This is a genomic window from Ammoniphilus sp. YIM 78166 (genome assembly GCF_004522215.1).
Lineage (GTDB): Bacteria > Bacillota > Bacilli > Aneurinibacillales > RAOX-1 > YIM-78166.
In genome coordinates this window covers 972,796-986,723 of record NZ_SDLR01000001.1, presented here as the reverse complement: position 1 = coordinate 986,723, position 13,928 = coordinate 972,796, and the positions used below count along the sequence as shown (strand labels likewise).

The following is a 13,928-nucleotide window of genomic DNA, read 5'->3' as shown; positions in this document are numbered from 1 at the left end:
AAACACGCTTTTTTCATGAAAAAATCAAACCACGCATATGGTAAGAATACGATAGGAGGTGCTGGCAAATGTCGGTAAAGATATTTTTCAAGGGGTTGTCGATTGAACGTTTATCCGGATCCTCAGGAGTCTTTTCCGGTCAGAACAAGCACATCAATTGGCGGAGCTATTCCAAGCGCAATGACGGGTTCGGCTCTTTAGAGGGTCAGGATAATTCAGTTGAACAAAATCACAGTGTCGTTTCGGATAAGGACACTGTGGATGTCTATCAAGCACATCCGGAACGTCGTTAGAAGGAGGAATGCTATGACTTCGTCATTCTCTCCAACATTTTATATTGGTCAAATTCGCATCGGCTCCGTAGAAGGTTCTTCATGCATTAACTTTGGGAATAACACGAATGCGGGATTTAGCAGTGAGAAAAAGCATAACCAGGGTTTCGGTAATATCAGCGGCGACCATAACGAAATGTTGGATACTCGTACACTATTAGATGACGGCGATTTCCTGGATATGTTCAACGGCTCGATGAAGGACGATATCCCGGAATGGTTGGGTGAAATCATGCAGGAAATGATGGAAAAAGAGAAAAAAGACGCGGACATCACTCCTGCGCCTGATGGTGAAAGTCCTTAAGACTCCTATAGCTTTTGATTCATGATGCTCGGCTTATAATCCTGGTCGTGAATGGGAGCATCAATATAATCATTATCCTCCAACCAATTGCGAATGTGGGTGGCTACATTCTGACCCGTAAAACTCCCGGTCCCATGATTTCTTTTACTATGGCCACTCCAACCCGTCTGGTTGTTCTCCCCTACAGCTATAGCAGAATTACTGTTTAGTGCATTCACATTGATGGACTGAAGATCAAATTGGTGTTGAACTTCACTCGCCCTATCCGTGGTGATAAAAACATCACGATCATCAATCGGGCAATCTATTTGATCGTTATCGTAAACAAAACAATAATTATTCCAGGTTTTAGACTTACTTACTGATCCAAAACCATTATTTACCTTAGAAAAGCTACTCCACCCATCTGCATAATTCGTCCCGGTAAATACCCCTGATCCATCTTGCACACTATTAATTTGAAAATGGGAAAAGGAGACTTGGACATTTGACTTTGTCACATCTAACACATCCTAGACCTGCTGATTCTGGAATCCGGGCTTCACATTTTGAATATTAGCTGGAGCATCAATAATATCGGAATCAAGAAGTATATTAAAATTATTTACGGAACCGTTTGCCCCATTAAACTGTCCATTTGCTTGACTAAATTTGGTCTGGGAGTCCCATCCGACCTGGTTGTTTGAACCGATAAAGATTCCCGTATTGTTGCTAAGCGAACCCACGTTTAACGCACCAAAATTAACCGCGATGGCCATGATATACCCCCTTATTATAAGACTTGCGTCTGATACCCCGGCTTAAAATCTGCGTTGACCATAGGGGCATCAATAAAATCCGTGTCATTTAATGTGGTTAGATTATGACCGATTGCATTGGATCCGAAGACAGTTCCCGTACCCATGTTAAATTTCGCATGAGAGTCCCATCCAGCTTGGTTATTGGCTCCTATAAAAACGCCTGAGTTATTATTCACTACAACCACATTAATTGCAAATACATTAACGATAACAGCCACCTATTCCCCACCCTTTTATTCGAGTTAGGCAAATAACTATGCGTACACTTCACTTCACTTTATGCACAAGTGAAAGAGAAGGTGTTTAAGGAGACTTACCTACCGGGTGAGTCTCCTTAGTTTGTAGAACATTGTATAGGTCCATATCATAGGATAAAGCAAGCAAGATTAGCGTAAGGATGATGAAGAATGGATTGGAGAAAAACAGAAGCTTTTAGGCAACTAGCTCATCTTAGGGAAAAAAAATGGGCTTCAGGGGTAGATCAATATGTACAAAACATCATCTCGGAGTGTATGAGAGAGGACGCTATCGATTGGAAAGATCCATCGAATCCTCAACCACACGAGAAAAATCCACTTGAGCCAGAGGTCAAAATTATCGAAATCCACGGTTTTATCATTGTTCAGATTAAATTATCGGAAGAAACCAACATGGACCTCCTACAAGTCGATAAGAATTCCTATAAAATTGTAGTCTCTGGATTACCTAGCGGGTTGCCCTTTGAGGTGACACTACCGGGGATGGTTCATCGTAGGGGCGGCAAGGCGATATTGAAGGATGGCGTATTAGAAATTAGACTCGTTAGACATGAGGATCATGAGTATGTCTCTCTTCCGATTAGGAAATTAGACTAGGTGGGACAAGGGTTAGGCGGAGAGCGCCTAATCCCATTCAGTTAAAAATTACTTATTAATCATATTATACTCAATCCACTTATTGATCTCCTCTTGGTTAAAAAGCCTGTTGCTTCCGATGTCGATATAGGGTATGAACCGATAGGTATCATATGACGGAAGATTCGCTTTTTGCTTGATTTGAGCCTCGATGAGCATCTGGAAATCCTCTAACGGAATCCCCATATAGTGTGCTGCTTCTTCTGCAGACATCAGTGCTTTCGTTGTTACTGCCGGTGCGCTCGTTTGCATTCCTTTGGTTATCATCAAAGTAGAAAAGACTATACACCCCCCAAGAACAAAGGGAAAGTGGCAATAAGATGCTTTCGTTCTTCATAATATCCCTCCTCCATATTTGACGAGGTACCGTTTCCTAAAGTTACGGATAAAAAGTGAAAAAAGCCTACCCTCAACTGCAAATCGTTGAGAATAGGCCCTCATTTTAAGAGAAGAATGTGGACAAAAGTTGAATTAACGCGTTCCAAATGGATGCCAAAAAGTTTTTTCCTGCTTCTACTTTTTCGGGATTGTTCTCAAACCAGGCATTCGCTTTTTGCGCAATATCGCTGATTTGATTAGCTACACCCTGCCAGTCAATGTTGAGCTCTTTGATCTTTTTTAAAAGATCCATAAGAGATGTCATCTGCTCATCGTTTAGCGTGATTCCCATTTGTTCGGCGACAGTTTGAATGATCGTAGTATAATCGGCATCGCTCACTGGGTTTTTCTTTTGAATTTCTTCTTTTAGGGCCGAGATGAACTGAGCTGCTTTTTCTTTGTCCCCGATTTGATCTGCTAAGGTGGCGGTTTTGACCATCTCTTCATTGGCCACTTTTTTATTTTGTTCAGGAAGACTCTCGCCCGTTGCCGTTTCAAAAGCCTTGGTGATCCCCACAAGTGCGGCGGTTCCGGACACAGCGAACGGAGCGGTAACTACAACATGAGCATCTTTAATCCCTGCTGTAAGAAGACTGTTACGATACATATCCTGGCTTACCCAATTAATATTATTCGTTTCTACGGTTAACCCGTCCCCTTGATCTCCAAAGGTGATGAGGACCGACGAAATAGCACGCGTTCCAATGACCGATGGAGGAACAAGCCCGGTCAGGTACTTCACCTCGTCTTGGTGAGTAATCGTTACCATCAAGTCCTCGCTCTTCTGCCCAAATCCGTTCAAGATCTGAGTTTTTTGACTCGCGTTCAGGTCCGCTCCAAGCGTAATCACCCGGTCCCCAACGGCAACGTCAGCAGAAGCAACCGAACTGAACATCATTAAAGCCACGAGTAGAATGCTTAGTAGACTCTTTTTCATCTTCATTTTTTTCTCCACCTCCAAAGATTAATATAGCATAAATTCTAAGAAAGGGGCTGGTCTCTTTAAAAATGAAGGGATGGGGCTGACAAGTTGCAAGTTGCAATTACTAGCAGAACCTAGTAATCCCAGAGTGGATAAGCCATCGGAGTGGAAAGACCAACCATTCTCTTGCGGCTTTAGAGTTATCCTGTTGCGCCTCTTTGGTGAAGGGAAATTCATGTATCTTCCTTCCCCCCCCCCTCAATACATATGTATTTAATGGAATAATTTTATAAAGCAGCCATCTAAAGATGGCTTATGTCTTGAGTGAATTTACTTGAATCAGATAAAAGAACTCCTGATTACTCAGGAGTTCAGATTTTTTAATCTCTAAACATAGACTTTACGCCTTCCCAGACAAGTCCACCAGCAAAAACTAGCACAACAAGTAGAGAAACGACGTCAAAAAATGGTCCGAAATCGGATAAGAAGGTGCCTGTGAAGGTAGTTGCGGAAATCACTAGCCCTGCAGCTAACCCACCTACGTATGACCAGAATTTATTCATGGTCTTCCCTCCTTTCTATTAATCTAGTAATAATATATGTAGCTAGATTAATAGAGGACTAGGTTTGTTACTTAAATTGCATGTGCAATTTAAGCGAGTCCCTCCGCACCAGTATGAAATTCATTCCCCTGGCAGGCTAGGATACCAATTCGCTTCCCTTTTGCCTTTTGAATGAAAAACACTCAGGTTCAGCTCATCATCGACAAAAACCGGGGAGTGACAGGCACCCTAATACTTCTGCCCGTGGCCAAAAGCACCATCGATTAGGCAGGTTTGGGCGGAGAAGGTAGCGGCTTTTCTCAATCCTTCTTCAATGGCTTGAGATGAAGGGCCGGAGGTCTTAGACCAGCCGTTTTGCACGAGATGGATAAGAAAGGCTGTTAGAAAAGAATCCCCTGCCCCCATGGTATCCACCGCATCAATCAACTCGACTCGCCCCTCAAAGACCTCGTTCCCACTGCTGAAGAACAAAGGACCTTTTACCCCTCTGGTAACTAGGACGTGTACCACCCCATACGCCCGAACTCGCTCTACGAGCTGTTGGATTTCTTCATCCGGCAATTGGCTTCCCGAGAACAAGGCAAAATCAATATAAGGACACACTCGCTGCAAGTAAGCCTCTTCACGATGGGACGCTTCTTCAGAAAAGTCGAAAGCTACCAACCCGTTAAGTTCTCTTAGTCTTGCAAGTTCGGATTCCATATTTGCATAACAACCGGAGTGAATAAGATCAAATTCGCTTAGATACCTTAGCCCATCCTGGGTGAGGCGAAGCGGACACTGAACGGAGATTCCCCCGCCATTTCCTCCAACAAATACGCGATCGCCATCCACGAGATTTACTTTAGCGATCCCGTTTTCTCCTTCCCGCCGTTCGCAGTGGGAGAGATCGATACCGATCTCTCTTAGTTCCCTTTGAATGAAGTCCGCAATCTCATCTGTACCGAAAACACCCATATAGGCTGAAGGTATCCCCAGTTGCTTGGCATAGACGGCAAAGTTAACGGAATTTCCGCCAGGATATCTTGTTCTCGTATGGATATAAACGTCAGCCACATTATCTCCGAACCCGACGACCTTCATGCCGCTTCCTCCCTTTTCTCCTAATACTCCATCTTGCGGTAATATCTACGTGTCTCGAGGGGATGATTACGCTCCCGCTCAAGGAACACACTGATACGACCCAGAACCGCCCAGTTCACACTGACTGCAAAAAACTTTCGGAAGGGTTCGCTGATTCCGTCAAGAGAAAAATCTTTGGTATCAATAATAAACAATTCATCAGTGATATTTTCTGCAAAGCGTTCTACTCGGTCCACGAGTGGCCGCGTTTCGTCTTCCCCTTTGAACAGGATCAAGCTCGTATCCTTTTCTAATAATTCTAGCGTACCATGGAAAAACTCTGCGGCATGGATCGTCTTGGAGCGGATCCATTGCATCTCTTCGAGGATGCACATGCCGTAGGAATACGTATTCCCCCAGAGAATTCCCGCTCCAGTCAGCATGTGGTAGGCGGTATCCTTATGCTTGATGGCAAAGGCCTCGGCTTTTTGATCGAAGGATTCCATGGCTGCCACCATCCCTTCCGGAAGGCGGACGACTTCTTTGGCAAACTGTTCATATTCCGGGAACTCACCATGGTTGTGCATGAATCGGAAGGTCAGCATATAGAGATGGATGAAGAAAACATCAAACGCGTATTTTTCTCTCCCTGTTGAAATGCAATAATCTACCGTGTTGGCCAATGGCGTATTTGGCATAGCAACGAGACCGATCGTCGTTGCCCCCTGGTCCTTACAATATTGGGCGGCAGCTACAGTTTCCTTTGTCGTCCCAGTCACAGAAGCAAAGATGCATACGGAATCCTTGCTGAGCTTCCTATGGTTCATTACTAGAAGTTCCGCGGCAATTTCGGCATGAACTTCGATTGTTGATTGAGATTTGAGGATATATTCAAAAGGATACATCATGGCAATTGTACCGCCTGATCCAATCAGGAAAATATTTTTATAACCTTTTGCCGTCACCTCATCTACGATCGCTTCAATTTGTCCTCGAAGAGCTAACGCTTCATCTCCCACATGCTTATAGAACATTTCAGTATCAAATTTTAACAAAGTAAACCCCTCCATTATTCATATTGAAGTTTTTTAAGTAATTCAGCTAGCGACTGATCTGCCATGGAACGAATTCTCAAATCATAATCTTCAAAAACTAGCCCCTCGGTTGACGGATTCGGAACAATTACGCAAATTAACCCGGCCGCCTTAGCCGCCTTCAACCCATTGACCGAGTCCTCAAACGCAAACGCTTGGTCTGCACGTAAGCCAAGAGCTTCAATCGCTTGAAGGTAAAGCTCCGGATCTGGCTTGACGTGTTGCACGTCCTCCTCGGTTTTCATCACGCTAAAATAAGGAAGGAGTTCAAGTCTTCGGAGGAATCCTTCAACCCACTCACGGTCGGAACTTGAGGCCAGACCGATCTTTAGTCCCATTTCCTTCGCTTCTTCCAAATAATTTCGGACGCCTCCACGAGGGCTGACTTGTTTCATCTTCTCCCGGTGAAGGTCCCCCACAAGCCTCCTTACGACATCGATCTTTACTTGTTCCCCAACTTGTTGGGCAAGGGATTCATGAAAAACATTGCCTTCGGTACCGATAAAGGGAGCAAACATTTCAATCGTAAAGTTCACCTGATACCGAGCTAGAACCTCCTTATAACACTCAAACCAAACGGTCTCGGTATCGATAATTAATCCGTCAAAATCGAATATCACTGCTTTTAGCTCAGACATCTTAATAGGGACTCCTTCTTAAGTTCTCAGATAGGGCTCCAGCCGTTTCAAGCTCTTTTCCACTGCTAGATTCGGATTCTCGAGATACTGGGCTGATGTAAATTCCAACGACAGGGCCCCTGTGTAATTCACTTCGCATAAGGTTTCCATCAGCGACTCTAAGGGAAGACAGCCATCCCCCCAGGCTAAATGACCGCCAGGATTCCCGTCTATAAAGTGGATATGAATCAGGTCGTCGCCTAGCCTATCGAAATAACTCCTTAGTTCCTCTCCGAGCATGGCCATCGGAACCGTATCGACCATTCCTTTTAACGCAGGAGAAGAGATTGCATCCAACATAGTTGTCAAGGTAGGAAGGTCGGTGATCAAATTGGACTCCACCCTCGATAACGGCTCGAGGGCCAGAGTCAACCCCCGCTGCTCAGCATAGTCGCAGAGATTATGCAAGGACTCCTTCGCCCGATCCCACGCTTCCTGCATCGGTTCATTTCGATAGCCCCAGCCTGCGGTAACCAAGACCATGGGGCACTCAAGTTCGACACTGATGTCCATCGACTTTTTAAAATAGCGAAGACTTCGATCCCGTATCTCCTTTTCTTTTGCCGCGAGATTAATCGGATACATGCATTGCTCCGGCGTAAAACAGACGACCTCTAATCCGCGCTGAACGATTTCCTGCTTGACCTGATGAATCTCCGACAACGAGGCATCTTCCACATAAAGATGAGGCGCTGCCCCCCACAGCTCGATCTTCTCAAACCCGTAAAGAGCCATGGCGTCCAAAAAATAAGGTAAAGGGTAATGCAGATAATGAAAATTCATGCCTGTAAGCTGAGACCTTAAGATTCTGTTCATTCTTACTCCTCCCATCACAGAAACTATCATGCCACGACTTAAGATGACGGACTTCCTCTTATGGCCATGCGCTCATCCCCTGCATCATTTGGTATATACCAATTATTCAAGATGAGGAAGGCTCACCGCCTACCCCTTTACACTCCCAGCAGATAATCCTCGCACAAATTGTTTCTGGAACAACATAAATGCCATAATCATAGGAAAAGCTGAAATCGCTAAGCCCGCCAGCTGGACGCCAAAATTGGTATTGAGCTGTGCTCTTAGATTCATTAATCCTACGGGAATGGTCCGTAAGGCCGTGTCCTCGACGAATACCAAAGCAAACATAAACTCATTCCATACGTTCATCCCGGTTAGCAGCGCGGCGGAAGCCAAGATGGGCTTGCCAATCGGAAGAATAATATGCCAGTAAACCTTGAAGGTATTACAGCCATCCATGACCGCGGATTCCTCTAGTTCTCTAGGGATTGAGAGAAAATAAGATCTCATGAGGAAGATAGCAAAAGGCAACTGAAAGGCTACGTAAGGAATAATTAATGCCCAATACGTATTGTAAAGCCCAATGGTCTGCAGCATTTTATACAAGGAAATCAAACTCACTTGCGGAGCCAACATCAGGCCACTAAGAATTATAATCAGGAGAACATTAGCACCCTTAAAGCGAAAACGACTCAGGCCGTATGCAGCCATGGAACCGAGCACCAAAACAAGCAATACCGAAACAACAGTAACGAACACGCTGTTGAAAAAAAACCTTCCTACCCCCGCATTCCAAGCAAGGACATAATTGCTCCACAACAATTCTTTAGGTAAAGACCAGGTATCGAGGAAAAACTCCCGATTCGATTTTAAGCCATTCATGATCAGCCAAATCAAAGGATAAACAACGGCGATAGAGTATAACAAAAACCAAATCAATACCACGGATTGAAACAATCGATTTCTCAACGTCATGAAGCCCTAGTCCTCCTGTCCAGATTTCGCCAGCTTCATTTGCAGTAAAGATAGGGATAGAGTGACCACAAAGATAATGGTCGCAATGGCGGAAGCGTACCCCATCTCATCATTACGGAAGGCAGCCCGATAAAGCATTGTACCCATGACCTCGGTGGAACGCCCGGGTCCTCCGAAGGTCATGACGTAGACTTCATCAAATACTCGAAAGGCGCCAATGACTGTTATCATCGTTCCTACCAAAATCATTTCTTTGATCTGTGGTATCGTAATATGAAAAAAGGTTTGAATGCGATTGGCTCCATCAATCATGGATGCTTCATATAATTCTCCAGGGATTTTATGCATGGCAATTAAGAATAGCATGGTCATATACCCAGTAAATTGCCATTGAGATACCGCTACGACAGCATAGATGGCCGTTTTGCTATCCGCCAGCCAGGCGTGCGCCCATTCATTCTGACCGATTGCCCGCAGGGCTCCGTTAATTAAACCGATGTCAGGATTGTACAGTAATTGCCACATCAACCCGACTACGGCAATGGATATTACAGAGGGGATAAAAAAGATGGTGCGAAACAACGTTTGCCATCTTCGGATGACCTTATCCTCCAGTACAGCAGCTAATACGAGACCACCTCCGACTTGAAATAGAATGGAGATCACAGCGTAGATGACATTATTTTTTAAGGCGATATAAAAAACTGGATCGGAAAACAATCTCACATAATACTCTAACCCTACATACACCCGGTTGATCTCAAAAGCGTTCCACCTGAACATGCTGTAATAAAGGTTGAAGCAAACCGGAAGAAACACGAAAATCAGGACAAGAAGGAGTGCGGGTACAATGTAAGGGAGTGCGGCTCGAGCAGATTGATATGAGTTCAACTTCCTTCTCCCTCCTTGGAGGGGGCCGGCCGCCTACTTAGGCGACCAACCCTTTAGAATCATTTAACTTCCTTCGCTACTTCATGTGCTACGGCTTGAACTTCTTTCATGATTTGTTCAGGGGTTTTTGACCCGTCTAGAAGCAACTGAATATTGGTCAAATAGACATCCGCCACTTTGGCATGAACATCGGTATCTAACCACTCAGCCATTCCCTCTGCCGTCTTCATAACTTGTACGCCTTCGACCACATGCTTTAGTGCAGTGTCCGGATTCGTAGCCCCATCAATCGGGCTAGGCCAGCCAATTTGCTTCACCATTTTTTCTGCATTTTCCTTGCTGGTCAAGAACTTCAAGAATGCCAGAGCTTCTTCTGGATACTTTGTTTTGGAAGAGACAATAAACCCATCTGGAGCCCCTGTAATATATTTCGGATTCCCTTTTCCTTCCGTAATATCCGGCATTGGGAAGAAATCCCACTCTGCATTGAGACTACCCTCTACTAAAGGAAACTCCTCTAACTCCAGGTAAACGATCGCCGCTTTTCCTGTATAGAATAATTGGGAGGCCATGTCATGCGAATTGGAATTCACATTGCTGTTGAAGTACCCTTTAACCTCTAAGTTTTTTAAATATTCCATCGCTTTAATATAACCGGGATCCGTAAATTCACCGGAACTCGGATTATAATCTTTCATTCTTACATTCGTGTCGATCATTTTTTGATTTAGGCCCGTTAGGTAATGAATGGCAGCCCAAGGACTGGCGTTTCCTAGAATAAGAGGGGTCTCACCCGCTTGCTTTAATTGGTCAAGAACCTGCAAGAATTGGTCCCAAGTTTGCGGCTTTTGTAATCCATGCTTATCAAAGATTTCTTTGTTATAGACAAAGAACTTGCCATTGAAACGAAGAGGGATCCCATAGTTCTTACCGTCCGAAGTAAATGGCTGTAAGGAGGCAGGGATAAAGCTGTTCTTCCATTCCGGATCCGCGTTCAGATGCGGTGTCAGATCCAGGGCTGCTCCCGAACGGACAAATTTTCGAGCAAACTCACCCGACCAAGAGAAGGTGATGTCAGGCACGGCTCCTCCCCCCATCACCACGCGGAGCTTATCCTTCATTGGCTCATCTGCAACCGCTTCCATCTTGATCTTAATATGGGGATTTTTCTCCTCAAAGTCCTTTACTACTTCATCAAAGTAAGGAGCATATTCTGGTTGAGGCCACTTGTGCAAAAACTTTAACTCGATCTGTCCATCTTTTGCTGCATCCTGAGGATTCGAGGTTGTGCTGGAACATCCGTTGATGAGTAAGGAAAAAATCAATGTAGCGGCTAGTGCTAATTTTTTGTTTAGTTTTAGCAAAATGTAACCCTCCTCTTTTTCTTTCATTGCTACAGCATTATTCCGTTACCTAGTGGCTTTGCACTAATGGTATATACCATTTCCTCTAAAAAAACAAAAATCATCTAAGGCGCAATTCCGAATAGTATCTTACGATATCACTTCGCGTGATAGACCTGGAAAACTCGATTTCTCGCTCCTCCTTGTCAAAGGCCACGGCCTCTAGTAAAATGCATGGACTTTCCGTTTTAATTCGCAACAGTTTACTTTCTGATTCGTCGCAAAAGGTGACTTGCATATATTCCTGTGCTCGGACGAGCACAATGCCAAACTTCTCCTCTAGCAATTGGTATAGTGATGCATCCTCTTGGATCAAGTCCTCAATGCCTACACAATACTTATAAGGGATACAGGATTCCTCGATGGCAACCGGGGTATCGTTCACGAGCCTCAGACGTTTGATTGCTATAAGCTCTTCCCCTTCAGAAATTCTAAGCTTCTTTGCTAAGACTGCTTTTGCCGGAATTCTTTGAATAGATAGCTTCTTAGTGCTTGGAATGTAGCCTCTGCCCAGCATATTCTTGGAAAAGCTGTTAAACGTAATGGTGTCTAATTCAATTCGTTTGTTGGTGATAAAGGTGCCCGCGCCGACTCTGCGCTCCACTAACCCTTCTCTTTCTAAGATGGAAAGAGTATGCCTCGCCGTCATTCGGCTAATCCCGAACTGTTCAGCCAGTTCCCTCTCAGATGGCAGCTTATCCCCATGGTTTAGCTTTCCGCTCTCGATGTCTTCTATAATCTTGTCTTTTAGAACCTTATAGTAAGGGATATCCTCATCTTCACGATGGATTCGACTCATACTCTACAACTCCTGATTGGTATATACCGATTTGAGTTTAGTTTATAATAGTCTGACGATTCTGTCAAGGGGCTAATACTTCACTCTTCTATAATATCTTCTCGTCGTCAAGGGATGATTCCTTATCCTCTCCAGATGACTGCTGACTCGTTCCAATAGGGTTGCGAGTACGATGGGTGAAAAATATCCACGGAGGTCATCCGATATCCCTGGAAGTTCATAATCCTTTGTATCGAAGATCGTCAACTCTTTAGTATAACCTTCAGCGAATTTTTGTACTCGCTCCATTAATGGGCGTGTTGAGTCTTCCCCTTTGAGCAGCAAAAGACTGGTGTCAGATTCGACGAGTTCTAACGTGCCGTGGAAAAAGTCAGACGCATGGACGGGTCTTGTTTTGATCCACTGCATCTCTTCAAGGATACACATCCCATAGTAGTAGGTTTCCGGCCATGAATTACCAGATCCAACTAAAATATGATAGGCTTCGTCCTTATACTTCGCGGCAAACTCCCTAGCCTTCTCTTCGGTGGCTTCCTTTACCCCAATCAACAGTGGAGGAAGTGCTGTCATTTCACTTACAAACCTTTCATAGTCAGAGAATTGCCCGCGGTTATACAGGATCCGTGCAGCCAGCAAATACGTTTGCAGATAAAAAGATTCACAAGACGTATCATCTTCCGCAAAGTTAATAAATGTATAGTCTGTCGCTTCAGCTAAAGGGGTTCCGGCATGTCCTACGAGCGATATCGTCACCGCCCCTTTTGCCTTACAATACTCGGCAGCTGCAATAGTTTCTGTTGTGGTCCCAGATAGTGAAGGCAACACAACTAAGGACTTACCATTGCACTGCGCTAGGTCCAGGAGCATAAGTTCCGAAGCCATCTCGGTAAACACAGGCAGATCAGTATGCTTCCTCAGAAAATGAGCAGCTGGCTGCATGAGAATGGCCGCACCACCAGAACCTATAAAAAATAGATTCTCGAATCCTTTTGTGCTTAGCTGATCAATGACTTCATCAATCTGTTCCTTCAAAGCGACAGCTCCTTGCTGGATGCGTAAAAACCTTTCCCTGTCAAAATTCAGCATAGTCGACCTCCAGATTAGTTAGATTGATTGAGTTAAACCTAAATGGTATATACCATTTGACTTATTACTATTACCTCCTATATTGGTTACTGATATTAAAATATAACATCTATTCTAAAAAATCAATATATTTTTATTGCATTGATCTCAACCTTATTTGAAAAGTTGGATTTTAATTTGTCGGCAATAATAAAGAGCCTTTCTCCCCAGACCCAAGAAGGACTTGAATCTGGAAGAAAAGGCTCTACATTCGACAATATTCGGGGAGTGACAGGCACTCTTATGGTTTCATGAACATTTGTACCCAGTAGGTTCCGTAGCTTCCACCCTTAGCTAGGCCTACGCCAATTTCGGTAAAGTTGCTGCTAAGGATATTCGCTCGGTGACCAGGACTGTTCATCCAGCCCTTCATCACTTCTTCTGGAGTTTTTTGTCCTGCGGCGATGTTTTCACCGGCAGTGGAGTACTTGATTCCAAAAGATTTCATCATATCAAATGGTGATCCATACTTTGGTGAAGTATGGGAAAAATACTTGTTGTCTCGCATGTCCTCAGCTTTTACTTTCGCTACGTTGGCTAAGGAGGTATTCACCTTCAATGGTGCCAGACCGGCCTTTGCTCTTTCCGCATTAACTAAATTGACAACTTGTTGCACTTCAGACACGACAGTCGATGTCGGTTGAGTCGTTTGTGTCGGTTGAGTCGTCTGTGTAGGTGTAGGTGCCGGCGCCTGTGTCGGTTGCGTGGTTTGCGTCGGTACCGGTGTTGTTTGCTTCGGTTGAGTTGGCTGAACTTGATAGACAATAGGAACTTTAAATTGATAGCCATTCCATGTGAAAGTATAATACGTTCTCGTTGTGTTCTCGGTTGCAGCATAGCTAGGTGAAGACAAGCCGATAGCTAGAAGTGCAGCAGATGCAGTTACAATCATCGTTCGTTTCATCGCTTTTT

The 13,928-nt window shown here is 44.4% G+C and carries 19 protein-coding genes; 3 read left to right on the top strand and 16 right to left on the bottom strand.

The features are described 5' to 3' along the window. Nucleotides 1-68 precede the first annotated feature (68 nt). Complete coding sequence (locus EIZ58_RS04905) at nt 69-293, top strand: hypothetical protein (protein WP_134699368.1); 225 nt, start codon at nt 69-71, stop codon at nt 291-293. 13 nt (nt 294-306) lie between these two features. Beyond that, nucleotides 307-636 carry a hypothetical protein gene (locus tag EIZ58_RS04900; protein ID WP_134699367.1) on the top strand — a complete coding sequence of 110 codons (330 nt, stop codon included), beginning with the start codon at nt 307-309 and terminating at the stop codon, nt 634-636. 5 nt (nt 637-641) lie between these two features. Here EIZ58_RS04900 and EIZ58_RS04895 read toward each other — a convergent pair whose 3' ends face one another. The 3 genes from EIZ58_RS04895 to EIZ58_RS04885 are packed head-to-tail and all read right to left on the bottom strand — an operon-like array spanning nt 642 to nt 1,654. After that, nucleotides 642-1,136, bottom strand: coding sequence for a hypothetical protein (locus tag EIZ58_RS04895; protein ID WP_167577493.1), 495 nt, complete (start codon nt 1,134-1,136; stop codon nt 642-644). 12 nt (nt 1,137-1,148) lie between these two features. Beyond that, nucleotides 1,149-1,394 (bottom strand): hypothetical protein, encoded by a 246-nt coding sequence (locus EIZ58_RS04890; protein ID WP_134699365.1) that lies wholly within the window; start codon nt 1,392-1,394, stop codon nt 1,149-1,151. A 14-nt stretch (nt 1,395-1,408) separates the two neighbouring features. Next, nucleotides 1,409-1,654 (bottom strand): hypothetical protein, encoded by a 246-nt coding sequence (locus tag EIZ58_RS04885; protein WP_134699364.1) that lies wholly within the window; start codon nt 1,652-1,654, stop codon nt 1,409-1,411. Between the two features lie 189 nt (nt 1,655-1,843). Here EIZ58_RS04885 and EIZ58_RS04880 point away from each other — a divergent pair, with 189 nt between their 5' ends. Continuing rightward, nucleotides 1,844-2,290: a hypothetical protein gene (locus EIZ58_RS04880; RefSeq protein ID WP_134699363.1), complete on the top strand. Its 447-nt coding sequence runs from the start codon at nt 1,844-1,846 to the stop codon at nt 2,288-2,290. 48 nt (nt 2,291-2,338) lie between these two features. Here the strand turns inward: EIZ58_RS04880 and EIZ58_RS04875 are convergent, their stop codons facing one another. The 13 genes from EIZ58_RS04875 to EIZ58_RS04815 form a co-directional block, all read right to left on the bottom strand. After that, a complete protein-coding gene (locus tag EIZ58_RS04875; protein WP_167577492.1) occupies nt 2,339-2,596 on the bottom strand; it encodes a MerR family transcriptional regulator in 258 nt (85 codons plus the stop codon). A 175-nt stretch (nt 2,597-2,771) separates the two neighbouring features. After that, nucleotides 2,772-3,650: a DUF1002 domain-containing protein gene (locus EIZ58_RS04870; protein WP_134699361.1), complete on the bottom strand. Its 879-nt coding sequence runs from the start codon at nt 3,648-3,650 to the stop codon at nt 2,772-2,774. 359 nt (nt 3,651-4,009) lie between these two features. Then, entirely contained in the window at nt 4,010-4,192 is a 183-nt protein-coding gene (locus tag EIZ58_RS04865; protein WP_134699360.1) for a hypothetical protein, read from the bottom strand. Nucleotides 4,193-4,420: 228 nt separating this feature from the next. After that, complete coding sequence (locus EIZ58_RS04860; protein WP_134699359.1) at nt 4,421-5,275, bottom strand: PfkB family carbohydrate kinase; 855 nt, start codon at nt 5,273-5,275, stop codon at nt 4,421-4,423. Between the two features lie 20 nt (nt 5,276-5,295). After that, nucleotides 5,296-6,309 carry an SIS domain-containing protein gene (locus EIZ58_RS04855; protein WP_134699358.1) on the bottom strand — a complete coding sequence of 338 codons (1,014 nt, stop codon included), beginning with the start codon at nt 6,307-6,309 and terminating at the stop codon, nt 5,296-5,298. 14 nt (nt 6,310-6,323) lie between these two features. After that, nucleotides 6,324-6,986 carry an HAD family hydrolase gene (locus tag EIZ58_RS04850; RefSeq protein WP_134699357.1) on the bottom strand — a complete coding sequence of 221 codons (663 nt, stop codon included), beginning with the start codon at nt 6,984-6,986 and terminating at the stop codon, nt 6,324-6,326. An 18-nt stretch (nt 6,987-7,004) separates the two neighbouring features. Next, nucleotides 7,005-7,841: a TIM barrel protein gene (locus tag EIZ58_RS04845; RefSeq protein WP_167577491.1), complete on the bottom strand. Its 837-nt coding sequence runs from the start codon at nt 7,839-7,841 to the stop codon at nt 7,005-7,007. Nucleotides 7,842-7,970: 129 nt separating this feature from the next. Then, nucleotides 7,971-8,798 carry a carbohydrate ABC transporter permease gene (locus tag EIZ58_RS04840; RefSeq protein ID WP_134699355.1) on the bottom strand — a complete coding sequence of 276 codons (828 nt, stop codon included), beginning with the start codon at nt 8,796-8,798 and terminating at the stop codon, nt 7,971-7,973. Nucleotides 8,799-8,804: 6 nt separating this feature from the next. Beyond that, nucleotides 8,805-9,689: a carbohydrate ABC transporter permease gene (locus EIZ58_RS04835; RefSeq protein ID WP_134699354.1), complete on the bottom strand. Its 885-nt coding sequence runs from the start codon at nt 9,687-9,689 to the stop codon at nt 8,805-8,807. A gap of 59 nt (nt 9,690-9,748) precedes the next feature. Then, a complete protein-coding gene (locus tag EIZ58_RS04830; RefSeq protein ID WP_167577490.1) occupies nt 9,749-11,053 on the bottom strand; it encodes an ABC transporter substrate-binding protein in 1,305 nt (434 codons plus the stop codon). 100 nt (nt 11,054-11,153) lie between these two features. Next, on the bottom strand, nt 11,154-11,891 hold the full coding sequence (locus tag EIZ58_RS04825) for a GntR family transcriptional regulator (RefSeq protein ID WP_134699352.1): 738 nt from the start codon (nt 11,889-11,891) through the stop codon (nt 11,154-11,156). Nucleotides 11,892-11,963: 72 nt separating this feature from the next. Next, nucleotides 11,964-12,977: an SIS domain-containing protein gene (locus tag EIZ58_RS04820; protein WP_134699351.1), complete on the bottom strand. Its 1,014-nt coding sequence runs from the start codon at nt 12,975-12,977 to the stop codon at nt 11,964-11,966. A 280-nt stretch (nt 12,978-13,257) separates the two neighbouring features. After that, the gene (locus EIZ58_RS04815; protein WP_134699649.1) at nt 13,258-13,920 is read right to left on the bottom strand and encodes a CAP domain-containing protein; all 663 of its coding nucleotides are present in this window, start codon (nt 13,918-13,920) and stop codon (nt 13,258-13,260) included. Nucleotides 13,921-13,928 lie beyond the last annotated feature (8 nt).

What these genes read in the sequence shown, in the direction of transcription:
- EIZ58_RS04905 (WP_134699368.1), top strand. Translation starts at nt 69, where the DNA reads ATGTCGGTAAAGATATTTTTCAAGGGGTTGTCGATTGAACGTTTATCC.
- EIZ58_RS04900 (WP_134699367.1), top strand. Translation starts at nt 307, where the DNA reads ATGACTTCGTCATTCTCTCCAACATTTTATATTGGTCAAATTCGCATC.
- EIZ58_RS04890 (WP_134699365.1), bottom strand. Translation starts at nt 1,394, where the DNA reads ATGGCCATCGCGGTTAATTTTGGTGCGTTAAACGTGGGTTCGCTTAGC.
- EIZ58_RS04880 (WP_134699363.1), top strand. Translation starts at nt 1,844, where the DNA reads ATGGATTGGAGAAAAACAGAAGCTTTTAGGCAACTAGCTCATCTTAGG.
- EIZ58_RS04875 (WP_167577492.1), bottom strand. Translation starts at nt 2,596, where the DNA reads ATGATAACCAAAGGAATGCAAACGAGCGCACCGGCAGTAACAACGAAA.
- EIZ58_RS04870 (WP_134699361.1), bottom strand. Translation starts at nt 3,650, where the DNA reads ATGAAGATGAAAAAGAGTCTACTAAGCATTCTACTCGTGGCTTTAATG.
- EIZ58_RS04865 (WP_134699360.1), bottom strand. Translation starts at nt 4,192, where the DNA reads ATGAATAAATTCTGGTCATACGTAGGTGGGTTAGCTGCAGGGCTAGTG.
- EIZ58_RS04860 (WP_134699359.1), bottom strand. Translation starts at nt 5,275, where the DNA reads ATGAAGGTCGTCGGGTTCGGAGATAATGTGGCTGACGTTTATATCCAT.
- EIZ58_RS04850 (WP_134699357.1), bottom strand. Translation starts at nt 6,986, where the DNA reads ATGTCTGAGCTAAAAGCAGTGATATTCGATTTTGACGGATTAATTATC.
- EIZ58_RS04845 (WP_167577491.1), bottom strand. Translation starts at nt 7,841, where the DNA reads ATGAACAGAATCTTAAGGTCTCAGCTTACAGGCATGAATTTTCATTAT.
- EIZ58_RS04840 (WP_134699355.1), bottom strand. Translation starts at nt 8,798, where the DNA reads ATGACGTTGAGAAATCGATTGTTTCAATCCGTGGTATTGATTTGGTTT.
- EIZ58_RS04825 (WP_134699352.1), bottom strand. Translation starts at nt 11,891, where the DNA reads ATGAGTCGAATCCATCGTGAAGATGAGGATATCCCTTACTATAAGGTT.
- EIZ58_RS04820 (WP_134699351.1), bottom strand. Translation starts at nt 12,977, where the DNA reads ATGCTGAATTTTGACAGGGAAAGGTTTTTACGCATCCAGCAAGGAGCT.
- EIZ58_RS04815 (WP_134699649.1), bottom strand. Translation starts at nt 13,920, where the DNA reads ATGAAACGAACGATGATTGTAACTGCATCTGCTGCACTTCTAGCTATC.